Annotated in this window: 24 protein-coding genes; 21 read left to right on the top strand and 3 right to left on the bottom strand. The window is 59.9% G+C overall.

All coding sequences use genetic code 11. The annotated features are described in order from the left end of the window. Nucleotides 1-21 precede the first annotated feature (21 nt). From ACW5XD_RS16620 to ACW5XD_RS16590, 7 genes are all read left to right on the top strand, one after another. Entirely contained in the window at nt 22-204 is a 183-nt protein-coding gene (locus tag ACW5XD_RS16620; RefSeq protein ID WP_456495806.1) for a hypothetical protein, read from the top strand. After that, nucleotides 204-425: a hypothetical protein gene (locus ACW5XD_RS16615; RefSeq protein WP_456495805.1), complete on the top strand. Its 222-nt coding sequence runs from the start codon at nt 204-206 to the stop codon at nt 423-425. Before ACW5XD_RS16620 ends, ACW5XD_RS16615 begins: the two co-directional genes overlap by 1 nt. Continuing rightward, on the top strand, nt 412-705 hold the full coding sequence (locus tag ACW5XD_RS16610; RefSeq protein ID WP_456495825.1) for a helix-turn-helix domain-containing protein: 294 nt from the start codon (nt 412-414) through the stop codon (nt 703-705). The genes ACW5XD_RS16615 and ACW5XD_RS16610 overlap by 14 nt, the downstream gene beginning before the upstream one ends. Before the next feature lie 84 nt (nt 706-789). Continuing rightward, a complete protein-coding gene (locus ACW5XD_RS16605; protein ID WP_456495804.1) occupies nt 790-1,026 on the top strand; it encodes a hypothetical protein in 237 nt (78 codons plus the stop codon). Next, complete coding sequence (locus ACW5XD_RS16600; protein ID WP_456495803.1) at nt 1,023-1,457, top strand: hypothetical protein; 435 nt, start codon at nt 1,023-1,025, stop codon at nt 1,455-1,457. Before ACW5XD_RS16605 ends, ACW5XD_RS16600 begins: the two co-directional genes overlap by 4 nt. Then, a complete protein-coding gene (locus ACW5XD_RS16595; protein ID WP_456495802.1) occupies nt 1,454-1,738 on the top strand; it encodes a hypothetical protein in 285 nt (94 codons plus the stop codon). Before ACW5XD_RS16600 ends, ACW5XD_RS16595 begins: the two co-directional genes overlap by 4 nt. A gap of 104 nt (nt 1,739-1,842) precedes the next feature. Beyond that, nucleotides 1,843-4,377 carry a replication endonuclease gene (locus ACW5XD_RS16590; protein ID WP_456495801.1) on the top strand — a complete coding sequence of 845 codons (2,535 nt, stop codon included), beginning with the start codon at nt 1,843-1,845 and terminating at the stop codon, nt 4,375-4,377. 1,107 nt (nt 4,378-5,484) lie between these two features. Here ACW5XD_RS16590 and ACW5XD_RS16585 read toward each other — a convergent pair. From ACW5XD_RS16585 to ACW5XD_RS16575, 3 genes are read right to left on the bottom strand one after another with little or no spacing between them, the layout of a single operon-like run. Further along, a complete protein-coding gene (locus tag ACW5XD_RS16585) occupies nt 5,485-5,739 on the bottom strand; it encodes an ogr/Delta-like zinc finger family protein (RefSeq protein WP_456495800.1) in 255 nt (84 codons plus the stop codon). Nucleotides 5,740-5,793: 54 nt separating this feature from the next. Further along, complete coding sequence (locus tag ACW5XD_RS16580) at nt 5,794-6,645, bottom strand: phage portal protein (protein ID WP_456495824.1); 852 nt, start codon at nt 6,643-6,645, stop codon at nt 5,794-5,796. Beyond that, nucleotides 6,527-8,656, bottom strand: coding sequence for a terminase large subunit domain-containing protein (locus tag ACW5XD_RS16575; protein ID WP_456495799.1), 2,130 nt, complete (start codon nt 8,654-8,656; stop codon nt 6,527-6,529). The genes ACW5XD_RS16580 and ACW5XD_RS16575 overlap by 119 nt, the downstream gene beginning before the upstream one ends. Before the next feature lie 180 nt (nt 8,657-8,836). On the opposite strand from ACW5XD_RS16575, the gene ACW5XD_RS16570 reads away from it, so the two are divergent. The 14 genes from ACW5XD_RS16570 to ACW5XD_RS16505 all read left to right on the top strand — a co-directional run bounded on the left by ACW5XD_RS16570 (nt 8,837) and on the right by ACW5XD_RS16505 (nt 17,089). After that, complete coding sequence (locus tag ACW5XD_RS16570; RefSeq protein ID WP_456495798.1) at nt 8,837-9,745, top strand: GPO family capsid scaffolding protein; 909 nt, start codon at nt 8,837-8,839, stop codon at nt 9,743-9,745. A gap of 9 nt (nt 9,746-9,754) precedes the next feature. Beyond that, nucleotides 9,755-10,810: a phage major capsid protein, P2 family gene (locus ACW5XD_RS16565; RefSeq protein WP_456495797.1), complete on the top strand. Its 1,056-nt coding sequence runs from the start codon at nt 9,755-9,757 to the stop codon at nt 10,808-10,810. A gap of 38 nt (nt 10,811-10,848) precedes the next feature. Continuing rightward, entirely contained in the window at nt 10,849-11,535 is a 687-nt protein-coding gene (gene gpM, locus ACW5XD_RS16560; protein ID WP_456495796.1) for a phage terminase small subunit, read from the top strand. 119 nt (nt 11,536-11,654) lie between these two features. Then, nucleotides 11,655-12,116: a head completion/stabilization protein gene (locus ACW5XD_RS16555; RefSeq protein ID WP_456495795.1), complete on the top strand. Its 462-nt coding sequence runs from the start codon at nt 11,655-11,657 to the stop codon at nt 12,114-12,116. Next, nucleotides 12,113-12,604 (top strand): phage tail protein, encoded by a 492-nt coding sequence (locus ACW5XD_RS16550; RefSeq protein ID WP_456495794.1) that lies wholly within the window; start codon nt 12,113-12,115, stop codon nt 12,602-12,604. The genes ACW5XD_RS16555 and ACW5XD_RS16550 overlap by 4 nt, the downstream gene beginning before the upstream one ends. An 11-nt stretch (nt 12,605-12,615) precedes the next feature. Further along, entirely contained in the window at nt 12,616-13,761 is a 1,146-nt protein-coding gene (locus ACW5XD_RS16545; protein ID WP_456495793.1) for a DUF2586 domain-containing protein, read from the top strand. After that, nucleotides 13,758-14,219 (top strand): phage protein, encoded by a 462-nt coding sequence (locus ACW5XD_RS16540; protein WP_456495792.1) that lies wholly within the window; start codon nt 13,758-13,760, stop codon nt 14,217-14,219. The genes ACW5XD_RS16545 and ACW5XD_RS16540 overlap by 4 nt, the downstream gene beginning before the upstream one ends. Nucleotides 14,220-14,222: 3 nt before the next feature. Continuing rightward, the gene (locus ACW5XD_RS16535; protein ID WP_456495791.1) at nt 14,223-14,537 is read left to right on the top strand and encodes a phage holin, lambda family; all 315 of its coding nucleotides are present in this window, start codon (nt 14,223-14,225) and stop codon (nt 14,535-14,537) included. Between the two features lie 5 nt (nt 14,538-14,542). After that, nucleotides 14,543-15,622 (top strand): DNA-methyltransferase, encoded by a 1,080-nt coding sequence (locus tag ACW5XD_RS16530; protein WP_456495790.1) that lies wholly within the window; start codon nt 14,543-14,545, stop codon nt 15,620-15,622. Further along, entirely contained in the window at nt 15,619-16,077 is a 459-nt protein-coding gene (locus tag ACW5XD_RS16525) for a glycoside hydrolase family 24 protein (protein WP_456495789.1), read from the top strand. Before ACW5XD_RS16530 ends, ACW5XD_RS16525 begins: the two co-directional genes overlap by 4 nt. After that, nucleotides 16,074-16,499, top strand: a complete 426-nt coding sequence (locus ACW5XD_RS16520) for a hypothetical protein (protein WP_456495827.1) — start codon at nt 16,074-16,076, stop codon at nt 16,497-16,499. Before ACW5XD_RS16525 ends, ACW5XD_RS16520 begins: the two co-directional genes overlap by 4 nt. Then, nucleotides 16,381-16,635, top strand: a complete 255-nt coding sequence (lysC, locus tag ACW5XD_RS16515; RefSeq protein WP_456495823.1) for an Rz1-like lysis system protein LysC — start codon at nt 16,381-16,383, stop codon at nt 16,633-16,635. Before ACW5XD_RS16520 ends, lysC begins: the two co-directional genes overlap by 119 nt. After that, on the top strand, nt 16,632-16,907 hold the full coding sequence (locus tag ACW5XD_RS16510) for a putative phage tail assembly chaperone (RefSeq protein ID WP_456495788.1): 276 nt from the start codon (nt 16,632-16,634) through the stop codon (nt 16,905-16,907). The genes lysC and ACW5XD_RS16510 overlap by 4 nt, the downstream gene beginning before the upstream one ends. Before the next feature lie 14 nt (nt 16,908-16,921). After that, nucleotides 16,922-17,089, top strand: coding sequence for a DUF6890 family protein (locus tag ACW5XD_RS16505; RefSeq protein ID WP_456495822.1), 168 nt, complete (start codon nt 16,922-16,924; stop codon nt 17,087-17,089). The last annotated feature ends 10 nt before the right edge of the window (nt 17,090-17,099 follow it).

Here is a 17,099-nt window from a genome sequence, read left to right as displayed (position 1 = left end):
TTCGGACTAAGGAAAATTGACATGCCAATGTTACCCATTCGTCACGCCGTCCGCAATGCTCGGCTCCAAAACCGCAAACTCGCTGGCCATCCCGGCCGCCATTTGAAAAGCAATCCCGACCGCATCGCCGCCGCCGAACGTCCCGCCGCCATGGCATGGGGTGGCCTGTGGGCGCTGGTCAACCGCCGCAAAGGGGGCCTTTGATGGTCTTCCACCCCATCAGCTCCCGCACGGCTGGCCATGGGGTGCGCTGCACCCTGCTGGTCTTGCGGCTGTCTGCCTGGGCGCCACTACCGTCCGAGAGAGCCCACTGCTACATCGAACGCAAAAACGCCCGTGCCGCTGTGCGCTGGTTCGATACCCATTGCCACCTTAACGCTATCATTCGGAGCCATCACTATGTCTATCCCCATGCACACCACTGAGCTGCAATCTACCTACCACCTCAACAAAGAAACCTGTGCCCGTATGCGTCAGTTGCGTGAGGCCATGGGATTGAGTCGCCCCAAGTTCGCCGAGAAGTTGGGGATCCCGCCAACCACCTTGAAAAACTACGAGCTCGGCTATCGCGAGATCGGCGGTTACCTCCTCCTGCAGATCGCCAACCACGGCGAACTCAAAGAGCACATCACATGGCTGATGACCGGCACTAATGCAGCTCAGCTCATTCTCACTGCGAATGACATCAAACAATCCCATCAGTAACCCCTCATTCCTGGCCGGTTCGCCGGCCTTATCGCTGAGCCCCTATGCGTGGTGGCTCAGCGATAACCACTACGAGGAAACGCCATGGATATGTCAGCGCTCTCAGCCGGGATCTGTGCAACGGCAAACACCGTCATCAGTTCATACCGGCCATCAATGTCCGATGCGGAGTTGTTCTGTATCAGGGTGACCCTAGAAGCCCTGATTGACTTGGCTGCCGACTATGGCCTGGTCATCGTTCGCCAGCAATTACTGGACATGGTCAGCAGGATTGAGGGCCGCAGACTCACCCGCCGCATCGAAGAGGAAGCCGTCTCATGAGCGACGCTATCAAGATCGCCAGCCAGGCCCCCAAGCTGATCGAGGGCATGCTGGCCGATATGTTCGCCGCCCGGGCGGACGACAACCGCGTTTGTATGGGCAGCGTCCAGTCTGGCCCACAGCACATCCAGATCCAGCTGGTTGTCACCAGTCGCCCGGATGCGCTGCTCGATGATGACAGTGGAGACGAAGCCGACTCCGCTGAACCGACCAACCCGAAAAGCGGGCTGTATATGCACTGGCTGACCTACCGTGCGCAATATCTTGTTATTGGCCTAAGCGGATATAGAGATGAGCTCCTCGCCCTAGGGGCGATCCGTTCCATCTACTGGCTGGCGCTCGGCCAAGGGGATGCGGTGCTGGCTGCCGAGATCGGTAACTGGTGGGAAGAGTGCGCCCCGTTGCATGGACTGGGCGAGGTGATCCGATGACCGAGAACACCCCGGACTTTTCAGCACTGCAAGCGGAACTGGAGGCCGACATTGCCACCTTGTATGCCATCGCCGAGGTGCAGCTGGCCACCCTTCATCAGTACCAGCGCAAGCTCCTTGCCTTGCGGGAGGCTCGCTTACCAAGGTCCAAGTTTGCCCTATGCCGCCTGCTGTTTGAATGCAGGTGGGAGCGTTGCGCCCGTCAAAAAACGTTAGAAACCATCTCTCACCAGGAGCTGATGCTCGTCAATTTGCGTTGCGATGAGCAGCTGCCGTTCTGATGCGGGACTACCACGGCGAGCTGTTCGACGCCAAACCCATCCCACCCAGGCAGCCCGCTGCCTGGAAATTGGCGACGGCCGTCAAGGCCCAAGCGAAAAACATCATGAACACACGCCGCGTGGCGCTGTGCTCCCTGGCACATTCACGCCTCCCGCCTGCCCGCCGTCCACCCGCCGCACTCGATCTCGATAGCCAGATAGCGGCTATTCGTTCCTATTTCGTGGGAGTCCAGGGGGCCTACGATCTGGACTGGGCACTTGACCTGCTTGAGCGCCCCATCCCCCGCGCCAACGGCGGGCCTGGGGTACAGCTGCCCAAAGACCTGATCGCCGAGCTGTTCGTGGGCTACTGCATCCGCCGCGCGTCTGATGTACTCAAGGGCCTGGCCATCTGCAAGGAGGCCAACCGCTGGCTATCGAGCCGCATCACCACCCTGCGCCAGGTGCAGAACGTGATCCCCGAACCCCTCGAGCAGCTGCGAACCAAGGAGAGTCGCGAGCGCCTGGCCGTCAACTACGTCGAGCGGGTCACCCGGCTGTTTAATGCCACCACCGATTTCGGCGCTGAGCAGGTACCGGCACTCCGCTTGTGGAACGTGTGCAAACAACCGATCGCGGCCTGGGGCATGCTGCCCCGCTTGCCCAAGTTCAGAACGGCCGCAAACCGCGACGATTTCATCGCCCATCACCTTATCCGCTGGCTCGACCCCAAGTGGTGGGCCAGGCGCCTGCGCAAGATATGGGACCAGTACAACGAGCATTGCGCCATCCTGCTCGGCAAGGTGCGCAAGGGGGTCTCGGCCTATGTATCAAGTCAGGGCTTGCAAGCCTTCATTGAGCGCCAGCGGATGGCCGCTGCTTGGCTCAAGGACATGGAAGCCTATAACGCCCAGGATGACATCATCATCAGCCTGGAGGATGCAGTAAAAGCCTCTATTGCCAACCCCACGAACCGCCGCCATGAACTGGTGGTGCGGGCCCGGGGATTTTCTGATGTGGCTGACGAAATGGGTTATGTGGGCCTGTTCTTCACCTGGACCGCGCCGAGCCGCTTTCACCCCTGGAAGACGGTCAAGGCTTCCCAAGCCGGCAAGACTGACAGCACAACAGAAAACCCCAAGCACGATGGCTCATCCCCTCGCGACTCACAGCACTACATCAGCGAACTGTGGAAGCGCTGCCGCTCTGCCCTCGACCGCAACGTGTCACAGCGGGGCGAATTCCTGGTGGAAGACCCCATCGACTATTTCGGCTTTCGAGTGGTCGAGCCTCACCACGATGGCACGCCCCACTGGCACTTGCTGATCTGGGTCAAGCCAGAACACCAGCACCGCCTGATCGGTATCCTGCAGCGTTACGCCCTGAGCCATGACAAGGATGACCTGGTGCGCAAGCGCCACCCCGACAGCAAGCAGCCTTATAGCGATATCACACCCCGCTTTGACTGGAAGGTGATGGACCCGGAGAAAGGCGGCGCCGTGGGCTATATCGTCAAGTACATCGCCAAGAACATTGACGGCCACCGGGTCGGCGACGAGGGCGACCTGGAAGCCGAAACCGCCGCCACCGAAGGCGCCCGCCGGGTGCGTGCCTGGGCCTCACTCTGGGGCCTGCGCCAGTTCCAGCCTTTGAAAGGCCCGCCGGTCGGGATCTGGCGTGAACTGCGCCGCCTACCTGGCCGCCTGCAAGAGGCCAAGGGGATCCCCGTTGCCCCGCTGACCAGCCCCATCATGGAAGAGTGCCGGCGTTATGCCGACGCGGTTGACTGGAAGAACTTCACCCAGGCCATGGGCGGCCCCTGTTGCCGGCGTGATGAACGCCCCCTGAGCATCCATCGCACCGCCCTAGCTGAGCACTACAACCAATATGGCGAACTGCAAACCAAGCTTGTGGGCGTGCGGGCCACTGACGGCCTTATCCAGCAAACTCGAACAGGGGAATGGGTGCTGCGTAAATGTGGCTCACAGAACGCCACCAAGGCCCAGGGCAGCGAGTTTTGGGGTGTGGACGAGCGCAGCGAGTTAAGTGTTTGCGAGCGAAGCGAAGCCCTTCCCCCCCTTGGAGCTCTGGCAACAACTGTACGGGGGGATTTTCAAGGATCTAAAGAGGATCCATTGAGTGAGAGAAATCTATTTCATTTGGGGCTAGATACGGATGGCGTGGCCATGATCCGACGGGGGTCAATTGTAAGAGTAGGTGATAGGTTCGTGTGTATCCGAAACGGAGAGCTGAAAGTGACCGAGCGGCACCCGTACTCACAACCAAACGCACCATCGCTGTATCAGATTGAAGCCGAAGCCAGACGCCGGGCGGCAAAACGCCAGGAGACACTGGATGATGTGCGGGGCCTGCTGGTCCAGTCAGGCGATCCCGCGGCCTGGCTGGCGAGCATGACGGCTGCCGGCGCTGACGATGCCCTAGCGCTACTAGATGTCCTGGAGGATGGAGACGCCGAGCGAACACTCGCCCTGCTTGGCCGACTGCGCGATACCGTCGATTTGCGCACGTGGCCACAACCGCCCATTGAGATTAGGCAAGAGGCGACGGCCGATGCCGAGTTTTTCTGGGTGCCAGCAGATGTCATGACCCCCAACAGCTGCGATACAGTGGCTTTCGTCTCAGAGCAGCTACTGTCGTGAGTTCAATAAACGAGATGGCCATCCACGGCTAGTGTTATGACCACTCAAGGCATTACTCTAGTTATCAGAAATGATAAAGTGTGGATCAGATTCAATGTCTCTTATGTGCTGGATACCATTGGTGCGGTAGAATGCTTGAAGTATCGCGGTAACGCGTCGTGATGTAGCAATAGAGCGGTCAGTTATCGCATCAGGAGAATGTGTGTCCAATCAGCCTTACTTCCCCCCGCTCATTGCCGGAGGGATAAACTATTCATTCCAACATCTGGAACCATTCACTTTCAGCTTTAACAGTGAGGCTGCCCGTCGAGTGCTACGAGTGCGAGTTCGCTATAGTAACCACTGTTTCACCCACGCTTATGACGCACAATCAGCACCTTACACTTTCCCTATACTGCTAGACCAAGGCAATAGGGAGCGGGTGTTTTGCCCTGTTAGGCATAATTTATCCATGGGTCTAAATTCAGTAATTAACGATATGAACCACCCCAAAATTAAAGTGCATGAAACAGAAACAAGACGTAATTGGACGCATAGTATTGCTGTTGATGCCCCAGCTGGACCATATCACTTATTTTTTACCATAAAGAAGGCTGGGCAGGCAGAGAAACGCTATCAGGATCTAAACATGTTCATAGAAAGTGCATACCCCGAACAACCTATTGGCGATGCTCCAGCAGTGCTAGGACGAATTGGATTCCAGTTGTTATGCACAAACGTCTATCTGAATAAGCCAACCTCGACCAAACGTTAAAAGTAAAAGGGCGCCTTTCGGCGCCCAAAACTAAGCTTGATTAAAATTTAAATTAATATAATCAATACTCTTAATGATATATAAAACTACTCTATTGGATATTGCATATTGCCAATATCAGATCCGGCCACCACTTTACGACTAGCCTTGCGCTAGTACGGCTTTCACCGCTGGGAAACGCTCTCTCATCCGGTTTGTCGTTTCGTCACTCACATTATAGCCCGATCTTTGACCGTGATGTCAACAGATGATCAGACTATTGGCACCCAACAGTATAAATACCGCCTGAAGTTTTCGGCTCAAGAGAAAAACCATAACATATTGATTTAAAACAGAAATGAATGAATTTTTTGTTATGATTTTTGATTCAAGCCCTGTAGTAACATCTGTCGCCCATCCGGACTAAGTGAGTTGATGAGACTCAAGGCCAACTGCGTGGTAGTGCGCCCCGATGGGCTCAACGGGTGGCTGTATGACATCTGTGACACCCAACTATGCCCACATTCCGCGTCCGTGCATTGGCAGTATAAATCCGATGTATCCCGGCTCAGACGGTGCGTTTTGGTGATACGCCCCAGCGCGCCACACTCCCGACAAAATACCCGCATACATACCCCCGCCCTGACGATAACTCCGCCCGATTATAACCATCCGTTGGGGTTTCACACAGCAGTGACATCCTCCAGGCTGCGGTTGAAACTGACCTGCAACCGAGACGGCAAGCCCGCCCCGTTAATCGCATCTGCCACCAGTTCGCACATCGGGATCACTTCATTACGTGCATAGGTCCGGTCGTACTGCTCCGGGTTGCCCAGCCCCCCGCTGCCGTTCGCCGGGATAATACCCGCCAAGGCCGCCGGGAACCGGTGCGCCGTCAGCACATCCTGGGCAGTGATTGCCTTGATGGCCGCAAACTCGTCCTTGGTCGCAATGTCCCCCACCGGAATAAGCTTGATCCCGTCCGGCTTGCCGTTGGGGATGTTGACGAACATCGAGCGAAAATTCCCGACCCCTTTACTGCTGGCGATCATTTCCTTCATTTCATCCTCCTGCTCATCGTCCATGTTTGGATCGGTGGCGTAGAAGATGAAGCCCATGTGGGCGCCATTGAGGAAATACTTGCGCCGAAACATCGTCGCGTCCTGGTTGAGCAGGGCCGACTGCAACCCGCCCAGGTAATCAGGCTGGCCATACACCTGCTGCACCGGGTCATATTGCGCCAGCCAGATGATATCCCGCGCGGGGTAGCGCTTGTGATTGCCGTCGCGCTCCAGCATCAAAAAATCCCCTTCAGGGCAGCGGCGCAGATATAACCCTGACAGTGGGTGCAGCCCCACCACCTGGCCAAAGCCATTGCGCAGTTTGAGCAATGCCCCATCCCCGAACTGCAGCAGGTTATGCACAAAGGCGGTGATCACCTCTCGGGGCACGCCCTCGGTACTGATGAACCGACCCGACACCATGTTGCGCCGCGCCATCAAAATGGCGCCATGGTGTGCATTGGCGCGCGCCACCTTGGCCAGGCCATGCCGATCGAGCGGCGGCATGTAGTATTCCCCCCACGGGCTGTAAAACACGTCTGTGTAGTCGGTCATCCAGGCGGTGGGATCCACCATTTCCGGAATAGAAAAGGTCACTGCCGAGCGGGCGCTGACCACATTGGATGGGATGGGCCGCTGGGCCCGCTGATGAAAGCGCTGTTTGCGGCTCATGTGTTCCTCGTTGGCTTATGGCCCAGGTGGATTTACGCCGGCGCGACGTATCGAGTGGCTCGTTGTCCACCGCGTGAGCGATGGCAAAGAACACGTCGGCGTGGCCGGTTTCACTGCTGCGCGATGCCCTGAACGTCATCTGACCGCCACCGGTGGTGCTGCGCTTGATACTCATGAAGGCGAGTGGGATCTCGGTATCTTCCTGATCCCACTCGATACGGTTTGACTCGACCACGTCCACCATCTTGAGGACCAGTCTGGCCTTGCTCTCGACGTTGTAGTTAATCGGGGTAATGGTGGACTTGAACACCGGCTGCAGCAGGTCATAGACCCCACTTCCTACACCGGACACGTCGATCCCCAAATACGTCACCCGAAACTTCTTAGCGATCTTCTCTATCTCGCCAGCCTGATAGCGAAAGTTCATCCCGCGCCAGAAATGCTTCTCCAGCACCCGGAATTTCTCGCCAGGGAACAGCGGTGGGGCAACCACCACCAGGGTGGCGTTGTCGCGGGTTCGGCTCGGGTCGTACCCCAGCCACACCTCCCGCTTGCCAAAGGGCTCGGGCAGTCCCTGGGTGTAGTCGTTCCAGTTGCTGATCTCAGTGCCGGCCCGCTCCATGTGCTGAAACTTGAACACCGAGGCTTCATCGTCAACGAACTCGCACATGTAGAGGTGATCAAACACCTCAACAGCGGTCTCTTCACGCAGCGCCTCGATGTCGATCATGTCAAAACCGGCTGCCACCACATCTGCCAGCGTCATGATGTAGCGCCATACCCGGTCCGGGCAGACACGGCCCCCATCGCGCAGCTCGGTATCGGTCGGGAAGTCCATCGCCTGGCGCGCCGGATCTTTGCCCTTCCAGTCGTCCCCGGTCCACAGTCGATAACCGCCGTGGGCCTTGCTGGACGGAGTCGAGAAGTAGGTTTTACGCCAGCGTGCTTGTGTGCCCATGCCGGTGGCCACGTCGGTAACTGCCTTGAAGTTACGGATCCAGAAATACTCGTCGGCGTAGAAATTACCGGTGTAACTCTGGGCACTGTTGGCACTGGTTGAGCAAAACACCAGGGTGGCGCCGTTGGACAGTACAATCGGGTTGCCGGTGAGCTCAACCCCGAGGAAGGTACGTGCCAGGCTGATGATGTAGGCGCGGAAGATCTCCGCCTGGGCGCGAGTAGCCGACAGGAATATCTGGTTACCGCCGGTCAGTACCGCATCTTCCAGCGCCTCGCCGGCAAAGTAGTAGGTCATGCCGATCTGACGGGCTTTGAGGATGTTGCGGGTGCGCGGCATGGCCGGATCATTTTTGACATCCCGCACATACAACTGATGGGGATAGAGCGAGGCCAGCCAGCTGGCAAAATCGTCGGGCCCCAGGTCACCTACCCAGTTCTTGGCCTTTTTGCCGCCCTTCTTACCCGCCTTTCGCTCACCCGGCCGCCCCCCACCCTCAGCCTGCGTAGCGTGGCCGCCCGCAGTCTCATCTTGTTGGCGGGCGTTGAGTGCAACCTCTCGCTCTTTGAGCTTGGCGGCTTGCTCTTTGAGTTTGACGTGCTGATTGATAAGGCCGTGCAGCTCCTCCAGCTCGCTGGCAGTTTTCTTTTCACGCTTGAGCAGGGCCTGCACTCGCCGATCAATGGCATCTTCGATCGCCTCATCACCAAGCAGGGCCGCCCAACTACCCTTTTCTGCCCACAGGTATACCACCCGCACGCTGCCCAGCCCCAGCTCGCGCATTATCTCTCGGGGTGTGCAGCGGGCCAGGTACAACCGCTTTGCCGCTTTTCGTATCTCTTCGGTATAGGCCACGAACGCCCCTCAGTGTCATCGCTGAGGGCCATGATACTGAGCGCGGCTGACGCATCCCGCCGCCTTCATTCGGATGAGTTCGGATAGAGGGCCATATCCGAAATCGCCCGAACGCATGTGAGTGCTCCCCCTACCCCGCCCCGATAACCTGACACCAATTCGACGCAACAGGGGGCCGCTGTGCCAACTCCAACAGACTCATCACTGCGCACCGGCTGGGTAGCCATCGCCACCGAGGGCGAATCCATCGATGGGCGCCTCATTTCGGCGCAGTGGATAACCGACATGGCCGAGACCTACGACCCCGAGTTCTATTGCGCCCAGCTCTGGCCTGAGCACATCCACTACGCCGAGAACATGGGCCACGTACAGGCTCTCAAGAGTGACACCGTTGACGGCAAGATGACCCTGTTTGCCGTGCTGAGCCCGACCCGCGATCTCATCTATTCCAACTCTCGCGGCCAGATGAAGTTTTGCTCCATCGAACCCTGGGAAAATTTCGCCAGCACCGGCAAAACCTACCTGTTCGGGCTGGGGGTCACCGACCTGCCCGCCAGCACTGGCACCACTATGCTCAAGTTTTCCGCCAAGCACCCCCACCGCCTAGTGGGGCACAGCATGCCACTGGACTTGTCCGGCTTCACTGCCGAGCCCCAAGCGCAGATGCGCCCCAACCTGGCCCAACAGTTTTTCCGCTTCCTCGCCGGCCCCGGTGACGCCCCAGCGTCCACTCGGCAGGAACCCCACACCGTCCCCGACGAGGAAACCGATGATATGAAAGACGAACAATTCACCGCCTTAAACGACACCCTCACAGGCCTGGGCACCGCGGTTGCGTCATTTAGCACCAAGCTGGATGCCCTGGGCAAAGACGTGCCCACCGCCGATCCGGATAAACCGGACGCGAAGGGGGGCGATGACAACCAAGCCGACGACGGCGCCCAGTTCACTGCGCTCAATGACACCCTCAAAGGGCTGGGTGAGAAGTTCGACACCCTCAATCAGAAAATCGACACCTTCTCCGCCGAGGTGCCGGGCCAGCGCCCGGGCGCGCTTGGCGGCAAAGACACCAAGCTCAAGGCATTTTAAGGACTCACCATGTCACAGAACCTGACCCCGCTTGCCCGCGAGCGCATCACCCAATATTTCTCGGTCCTTTCCGAATCGTTCGGCGTCCCCCTGCCCGATCTTGCCAACCTGTTCAGTGTCACTGATCCGGTAGAGACCAGCTTTCGTGACGCCCTGCTCGAGGCCACCGACTTTCTGAACCTCATCACCTGTGTGGATGTGGATCAGGTCAAAGGCCAGGTAGTGCAAACCGGCATAGGTGGCCTCTACACCGGCCGCGTCAAGGGCGGGCGCTTCAAGCGCAAGCTCGGCGTGGATGGCGACAGCTACGAGCTGGTGTCGGTCGATTCGTGCGCCTCGCTCGACTGGGCCACCCTGTGCACCTGGGCCAACGCCGGCAGCGATGGCGAATTTGTCCGCCGCATGAATGACTTTGTCACCAAGTCCTTTGGTCTGGACATGCTGCGCATCGGCTGGAACGGCATCGAGACCGCCGACGACACCGATCCCGCCACCAACCCGCTGGGCGAAGACATCAATAAAGGCTGGTACCAGCTCGCCCGTGAGTGGCACGGCGGTAGCCAGATTGTGGCCGCCGATGCCGGCGACAAGCTCTATTTCGACCCGGATGGCGCAGGGGATTTTGCCACCCTGGATGCCATGGCCTCCGATCTCATCAATGCCACTATCCACCCGGCGCACCGCACCGACACCGGCTTGGTGGTACTGGTCGGCTCCGGGCTGATGGCCGCCGCCCAGCACCAGCTCTACAGCGAGGCCACCAAGCCGAGCGAGCAAAAGGCCGCCCAAGACCTGGCCAAGTCAGTCGCTGGCCGCCGCGCCTTTGTGCCACCGTTCTTCCCGGCCAACGGCATGGTGGTCACCCGCCTGGCAAACCTGCACATCTACACCCAGCGTGGCACCCGCCAGCGCAGCGCCAAGAACAACCAGGACACCCTGAGCTTTGATAATCAGTACTGGCGCATGGAAGGCTACGCGATCCCCGATTACGAGGCGTTTGCAGGCTACGAGCCGGCGGATATCGAGATTGGCCCGCGCCCTGAGCCACCGCCCGCTGAGGGTTAACCATGTTGTCCCCGGCGCTTAAGCATCGACAGCGGATCATGGCGACCCAAGCCGCTGAAAAGGCAGCAGTGACCGGCCAGGCCACCGGCATGGTGGCCAACAGCCTGCACCTGCAGCTCATCGCGCTGGAGCAGGACATGGTTCGGCTCAAAGCGCTGGCCCGGGTCAGTGACAAGGTGGCGATGAAACGCACCGAGCTGCTGCCCAAATACCGGCCCTATGTCGAGTCATACCTGGCGCTAGCCACCCAGGGCACTGTGTATCAAAACGCCTTGTTTCAACGGCTGATCATCTGGGCCTTTGACGTGGGCGATCTGGACACCGCCATCAACTGGGCACTGCTGGCCATCGAGCAGAACCAGCGCACGCCGAGCAACATCAAGCGCGATTGGGCGCACTTTACCGCCGACACCGTGTTGGCCTGGGCCGAGGAGCAAGCTGCCACGGGGCACGCCGTCGAGCCCTGGTTCTCCCAGGTATTTGACAAGGTACGCGGACAGTGGCGCTTGAACGAACAGGCTACCGCCAAGTGGTACAAGCTGGCCGGCTGCCTGCTGCTTCGAGACAAAGACGGGGTGCCACGCCCCAGTGCGCTGGCTGACAGCGCCACCCTGGAGCAGGCCGACCACTGGCTGGCGCTGGCAGACAAGACCCACCGCAAGATTGGGGTGGGCACCTTGCGCCAGAAGATTGCGATGCGCCTGCGGGCACTTGAGTCCACATAACGACTCCCACGCCACCGCGCCCCGGCGGGAATGAGCCTGGCAACCCAGGTTCGCCTTGCGCTCAATTTCGTGGCTTCAGGGGCGCCCCATTCGTTACGACACGTTAAGGCGAGATCAGCATGTTTGCAGGCGGCGATATCACTTACAGCGCAGACGTCATCACCAATGACGGCTTTTGGCCTGACATCAGCGCGGCGGACTTTGAAAAGCGCCGCGCCGTGCCGGCAGAACAAGACCCGGGTGCCATCACCGCCGCCTTGCTGGCGGCGGCCAGTGAAATCAACCTGCAGTTGGCCAGCCATCAAATCACCTTGCTGGCGGCGGGCTACAAGCACGCAGAGGAGGTGCCCGGCATCAGCATCCAGGGCGGCAACAACGCACTGATAGAGCTTTACCTCAGCGCCGTGTTTGCCCGTGCCAAAGCAGCCATGTTGCCGGAGTTCGCCAGCGTCACCGAGCGCGAGGCCGCCAACAACCTCAATGAGCGCAGCGTGGATACCCGCGAGCAGCTGCTGGCCGAAAGCCAGCAGGCTATCCGGGCTATCAAGGGCAAGCGCCGCACCGGGGCGGTGCTGATATGACCCCGCCACCGGAGCAAGGCGCCTTTTTGCATGCCCTACATGCCGCGCTCAAGCAGGCGTTGCCCGAGAGTCTGCACAAGCGGCTCGACAGTTGGATGGAGGGCGGCACGGTCAAGCTGGAGCCCAAGAACATGGGCGATGGCGGCTACATCATCGCCCGGCTCAGTTATCAGGCGGTGTTCACGATAGAGGGATTGCCGTTTCGTGACGTGGACCCGGCCATGCTGCTGGCGGTGGCGGCAGCCTGGATACAAGAGCACGACGTGGACCGCGACATGCGCGGCCTTGATGACCCGGGTTACACCGTCACCCCGCTTGATGAACACACCGCCGACATGGAGCTGACCGTGGATTTCTCGGAGCCACTTTCCCTGGTCCCCGATGTGGATGGTCTCATTCACTGGCAGGGCCAGCGCTGGGCCGTCGCCCCCTATGAAGTGTGGGTGGCAGAAGATGCCGATATCACCGTGAGCATTGCCCACGATTAACAGGAGTCCCTATGACCGTTCCCTTTGTCGAGGTCAACAACCTCAACCAGATGCAGGGCGAGACCGCCGAGATTGAGCGGCACTTTCTTTTCATCGGCAGCGGCGTCACCAACGCCGGCAAGCTCCTGAGCGTCAACGCCCAGACCGATTTTGATACCGCGCTTGGCACCGATGATACCCCGCTGAAACTCAACCTTTTGGCCGCTCGCGACAATGCCGGCCAGAACTGGACCGCCGGCGTCTTTGTGCTGCCCACCGACATGGAGTGGATGGACGCGGTGCGCACCGCCCAGGCCACCCAGTCGTTTGAAGCCGTGGTGGTGCTCGAACAAACTTGGGACGAGGCCGCCATCAATGCCGCCGAAGCGCTCAACAAAGAGCTGCTGGCCACGTACTCGCGCTGGACCTTTATGCTGCTGGCCGTGCCAGGCATCCGGACGGAAGACGACACCGAGGATGAGACCTTGCTGGCCCAGGGCTGGCCCGATTACGAGGCCGAGCTGTCCGCCCTGCAGGATGGCATCGCCGCCCCCTCCGTGGGACTGATGCCCATGCTCTGGCCCAACCTCGCCGGCGTCTATGCTGGCCGCCTGTGCAACCGGGCGGTGAGCATCGCCGACAGCCCGTGTCGGGTCAAAACCGGCGCCCTGGTCGGCCTTGGTGACACCCCGGTGGACATGGATGGCATCGAGTTGCCACTGGCCACCCTGGTGACCCTTTCCACCAATCGCTTTTCGGTGCCTATCTGGTACCCCGACTATGACGGCGTGTACTGGTCCGATGGCATGCAGCTCGACGCCGAGGGCGGCGATTACCAGGTAATTGAAAACTTGCGGGTCGCCTACAAGGTCAGCCGCCGGATGCGCCTGATTGCCATCCCGCGCTTGGGGGACCGCAGCTTCAATTCCACCCCGCAATCCACCGCCGCCAACATCACCTCGTTGGGCAAGCCGCTGCGTGAGATGTCACGGGTGACCACCATCAACGGCCAGCCGTTCCCGGGTGATATCAGCCCGCCCAAGGATGGCGATATCACCATCACCTGGACCAGCAAAACCCGGGTATCCATCTACGTGGTGGTGCGCACCGTGGATTGTCCCAAGGGCATCACCATCAACATCATCCTCGATACCAGCTTGACCTCGGAGGCCGCATGAGTGGCAGCAAACGCATTTCCGGCATGAACGTCGATGTGACCCTGCTCGGGGTTGACGTTCAGGCCAGCAAGGTGACCCTCACCATCACCGACAACACCGCTGCCGCCTCAACCGGTGGCGTGCCGGATGGCTTTGTCGATGGCGATGTGACGGCCGAGATTGAATACGAGTTCACCACCAAGTACCTGAAATTTCTGCTCGACGCGGCCCGCTCATTCGGCAGCTTTCGCGGCGTGGAACCCGACGATGCGCTGTTCTACGCCAACACCGGCGGCGAGGAGCTGAAAATCGAGGTGTTCGGCGTGAAGCTCATCATGACCGACCTGCTCGACTCGGACTCCCAGGGCGGCAGCACGCTGACCCACAAGGTCAAGGGGCTGGTCACCTCGCCCGAGTTCGTGCGCATCAACGGTATCCCGTACCTGTCCGATGACGACACCCGTCACCTGCTGGGGTAGCCGATGCCCTATCGCGACTCGGCCTTGTGGGAAAGCCTGGCGGCATGGCTCGCCGCGCACTGGCCCACGCTCTACGCCGTGGCATTGGCTGTGCTGACCGCCTGGCTACGCATCACCTACGGCGGCGGCACCGGCCGCGCCCGCACGCTGGAAATGCTGTTGTGCGGCGCCATCACCCTGGCAGCCAGCAGCGGCTTTACCTGGCTCGGTATCCCCGGTCAGGCCGGCGGCTTTATCGGCGGCATGATTGGCCTGCTTGGGGTCGATACCCTGCGCGAGGCGGCCAAACAACTGCTCAGCAACAAAACAAAGGAGTAAGCCCCGTGAAGGCTGCCAACATCACCATTCATCAGATCCACGAGCGACTCCAGTTGGTGAACGCCGATTCACTGGACTACCTGAAAACCCTGCCCGCCCATGCACTGGATCTGGTGGCCGTCGACCCGCCCTATTACCGGGTCAAGGACGTCGATTGGGATAACCAATGGCCAACCGTCACCGCCTATCTGGATTGGCTCGAGCAGTGTGTGATGGAGTTCGCCCGTATCCTCAAGCCCAACGGGTCGCTCTATCTGTTTTGTACTCCTCGCCTGAATGCAGATATCGAGATGCTGGTACGCCGGCACTTTAACGTGTTGAGCCACATTGTCTGGGCCAAGCCCTCCGGGGTCTGGAACCGGATGGACAAATCCACCATGCGCAATTTCTGGCCCGCCAGCGAGCGGGTCATCTTTGCCGAGCAGCTCAATGCCCACGGCGCAGCCGATGCCAGTGGCTACCGCCAGGCGTGCCACTCCCTGCGTGGCCAGGTGATGCGCCCCCTGATTGACTACTTTCAGGCAGCCAAACAGGCCGCCGGTGTGACGGCGCGGGAGATCAATCAGGCCACCGGCACCCGCATGAGTAGCCACTGGTTTGGGGCCAGTCAATGGCAGCTCCCCAGTGAACAGCAATATGCCCAACTGCAGGCGCTGTTTGCGCGCAAGGCAGGCTACTTGGACCGCCCTCATGACGCCCTGAAAGAGACCTATCAGGGACTGCATAAAACGTATCAGTCTCTGGTTGCCAGTTACGACCAGCTCAAGAGCGAGCACGCGCGACTGCGTCGCCCCTTCGCGGTCAGTAAAGAGGTGCCCTTTACCGACGTCTGGCACTACCCCTCGGTGCAGGCTTATCCGGGTAAACACCCGTGTGAGAAACCCGCCGCCATGATGGAACACATCATCCGTACCAGCAGTCGCCCGGGCGATGTGGTCGGCGATTTTTTCATGGGATCCGGGGCCACCGGCAAGGCAGCCTGGCGCCTTGGGCGCCGCTTTGTCGGGGTCGAACTGGAAGCCCCCCGCTTTGCCCAGACCTGCCAGGAGTTTGATGCCCTCATCAATCAGGAGACACACCCATGACCCGCTCCTACAGCGTCAACCTCTCCGCCTTCCTGGACATGCTCGCCTTCTCGGAAGGTACCAAGGGCTTGGGCGATGACGGTTACAACAAGCTGGTCAACCCGGGCGGCTTCTTTGACAGCTACGCCACCCACCCCAACATCAAAATTGAAGTGCGGCCGGGGCTCATCAGTACCGCTGCAGGACGCTATCAACAGCTCGGAAAATATTGGCAACACTATCGCACCCGATTAGACCTGCCCGATTTTGGCCCGGCTTCACAAGATGCCTGGGCGGTGCAACTCATCCGTGAGCAGCATGCCTTGGCAGATGTGGAGGCCGGCCGCATCGAGCAGGCCCTCATCAAATGTAGCAACATCTGGGCAAGCTTCCCCGGCGCTGGATACAACCAGCCCGAGCACACCATTGAGGTACTGCTGGCCAAGTTCACCGAGTTCGGCGGGGTGCTGGCATGAAAGCGCAATTGATCCCCATCGGCCTACTGGTCGCCCTGTTTACCGCCGTGGTGTGGTGGCAGGGCGGGCGCATCGATGCCGCCAATGAACAGATTGGCCAGTCGGCTCAACGAGTCGCCGACCTGGCCCAGGCCAACACCGACCAGGCGGCCCAGCTCAAACAGGCGGCCGTTGAGCGTGCCCAGGCCTACGCCCTGTTGCAAACCCTGGGCACCCGGCTGGATGCCATCCAGGGCGACACAAAGAGGAATATCGATGCCGTTAACACTGCGATCGCCACCCCTGCACCCGGTCGCCCGGACTGTGCTGCTGAGCCTCTGCCTGCTGACGCTGTGCGCCTGCTCAAGCCGCCCACTGCCGGCAACGGTAGTGCAGCGGGTACCGGTACTGCCCCCGGCCGGACTGATGCCCCGCTGCCCTGAACCGCCGTTCACCGGTCGCACCTTTGGTGACGCGGTGGCCTTTATTCCCGTCCTGCAGGGTGCCTTGCGCCGCTGTCAGGCCCAGATAGACACACAAGCACACTGGTTTATTCAACAACAGGAAGCCCACAAATGAGCAAGACCGATCGCACTATCACCCTGACCATTGCCGGTACCGACGTTCGCTTTACCCCGAACATGACCGCCCACAACGGCTACATCAACGAGTTGACCCCCCATGACAAGGTCGGCCCCAGCAAGCGTTACCTGGATCGGGTGGTGCACCCCGAAGACAAGGCCGCCCTCAAGGGACTGCTCGACACGCACCCGGGCCTGGCATTCCAGCTGGCTCAGGCCGTTGTTGATCAGTACGCCCCGACCGTGGAGATCGAGGTAAAAAACTCTTAAGCCGGTGCGAGGCTATCGGTTCAAACCCGTATGAGCAGGCGCTGGCGCTGCGGCGCCAGTACCTGCCGGGCGAGCCAGACGATACCGACTCACTGGCTCGCGCCCTCTGGCTCGACAAGCACCACTTTGACAATCAGGTGATCGCCGTGGCCAACGGCATCGCCACTGCCTTTAACGGCTGACAGGAGCAAC

The organism is Aeromonas enterica (genome assembly GCF_054052465.1).
This window is presented reverse-complemented; position numbering and strand designations above follow the sequence as displayed.

Excerpts from the sequence above, each read along its gene's own strand:
- ACW5XD_RS16620 (WP_456495806.1), top strand. The coding sequence starts at position 22 with ATGCCAATGTTACCCATTCGTCACGCCGTCCGCAATGCTCGGCTCCAA.
- ACW5XD_RS16615 (WP_456495805.1), top strand. The coding sequence starts at position 204 with ATGGTCTTCCACCCCATCAGCTCCCGCACGGCTGGCCATGGGGTGCGC.
- ACW5XD_RS16610 (WP_456495825.1), top strand. The coding sequence starts at position 412 with ATGCACACCACTGAGCTGCAATCTACCTACCACCTCAACAAAGAAACC.
- ACW5XD_RS16605 (WP_456495804.1), top strand. The coding sequence starts at position 790 with ATGGATATGTCAGCGCTCTCAGCCGGGATCTGTGCAACGGCAAACACC.
- ACW5XD_RS16600 (WP_456495803.1), top strand. The coding sequence starts at position 1,023 with ATGAGCGACGCTATCAAGATCGCCAGCCAGGCCCCCAAGCTGATCGAG.
- ACW5XD_RS16595 (WP_456495802.1), top strand. The coding sequence starts at position 1,454 with ATGACCGAGAACACCCCGGACTTTTCAGCACTGCAAGCGGAACTGGAG.
- ACW5XD_RS16590 (WP_456495801.1), top strand. The coding sequence starts at position 1,843 with ATGAACACACGCCGCGTGGCGCTGTGCTCCCTGGCACATTCACGCCTC.
- ACW5XD_RS16585 (WP_456495800.1), bottom strand. The coding sequence starts at position 5,739 with ATGCGGGTATTTTGTCGGGAGTGTGGCGCGCTGGGGCGTATCACCAAA.
- ACW5XD_RS16565 (WP_456495797.1), top strand. The coding sequence starts at position 9,755 with ATGTCACAGAACCTGACCCCGCTTGCCCGCGAGCGCATCACCCAATAT.
- gpM (WP_456495796.1), top strand. The coding sequence starts at position 10,849 with ATGGCGACCCAAGCCGCTGAAAAGGCAGCAGTGACCGGCCAGGCCACC.
- ACW5XD_RS16555 (WP_456495795.1), top strand. The coding sequence starts at position 11,655 with ATGTTTGCAGGCGGCGATATCACTTACAGCGCAGACGTCATCACCAAT.
- ACW5XD_RS16550 (WP_456495794.1), top strand. The coding sequence starts at position 12,113 with ATGACCCCGCCACCGGAGCAAGGCGCCTTTTTGCATGCCCTACATGCC.
- ACW5XD_RS16545 (WP_456495793.1), top strand. The coding sequence starts at position 12,616 with ATGACCGTTCCCTTTGTCGAGGTCAACAACCTCAACCAGATGCAGGGC.
- ACW5XD_RS16540 (WP_456495792.1), top strand. The coding sequence starts at position 13,758 with ATGAGTGGCAGCAAACGCATTTCCGGCATGAACGTCGATGTGACCCTG.
- ACW5XD_RS16535 (WP_456495791.1), top strand. The coding sequence starts at position 14,223 with ATGCCCTATCGCGACTCGGCCTTGTGGGAAAGCCTGGCGGCATGGCTC.
- ACW5XD_RS16525 (WP_456495789.1), top strand. The coding sequence starts at position 15,619 with ATGACCCGCTCCTACAGCGTCAACCTCTCCGCCTTCCTGGACATGCTC.
- ACW5XD_RS16520 (WP_456495827.1), top strand. The coding sequence starts at position 16,074 with ATGAAAGCGCAATTGATCCCCATCGGCCTACTGGTCGCCCTGTTTACC.
- ACW5XD_RS16510 (WP_456495788.1), top strand. The coding sequence starts at position 16,632 with ATGAGCAAGACCGATCGCACTATCACCCTGACCATTGCCGGTACCGAC.